This is a genomic window from Dellaglioa sp. CoH-56-MRSF-12 (genome assembly GCF_056782075.1).
Map to the genome: position 1 here is coordinate 1 of NZ_JBXAYD010000020.1, position 471 is coordinate 471.

The window sequence follows — 471 nt, forward strand, 5'->3', positions numbered from 1 at the left end:
GTGCAGCCCCTCATCGACGAGCTGACCCCCGGCAACGACGAACCGCGGTTCCCGAAACCGCTGACCGATGACGCAGTCCGCGCGGCTGACGTCGTCATCACCATGGGTTGCGGCGACGTCTGCCCCATCACCCCCGGCGTCCGCTACGAGGACTGGACCGTCGGTGACCCCGCCCTCGCCTCCGCAGAAGGCATCGCTGCGATCCGCGACGACATCGCCCGCCGCGTCGACGCCCTCCTTGCCACCCTCACCCCCACCAGCTGACCGGAGCCACCATGACCGACACCAAGCCCTCCGTCCTGTTCGTCTGCGTCCACAACGCCGGTCGCTCCCAAATGGCCGCGGGATTCCTGCGCGACATCGCCGGCGACCGCATCGAGGTCCGCTCCGCCGGGTCGATGCCCGCCGACCAGATCAACCCCACCGCTGTTCAGGCGATGGCCGAGCTCGGCATCGACATCACCGCCGAGC

2 protein-coding genes are annotated in these 471 nt (G+C 69.6%); both read left to right on the forward strand.

The annotated features are described in order from the left end of the window. The coding region (locus AC1RPY_RS07630; protein ID WP_481763088.1) for a low molecular weight phosphatase family protein at window positions 1–264 on the forward strand (264 nt) is incomplete at its 5' end. Window positions 265–275: 11 nt separating this feature from the next. Further along, on the forward strand, window positions 276–471 hold a 196-nt coding region (locus tag AC1RPY_RS07635; RefSeq protein WP_481763089.1), incomplete at its 3' end, for an arsenate reductase/protein-tyrosine-phosphatase family protein.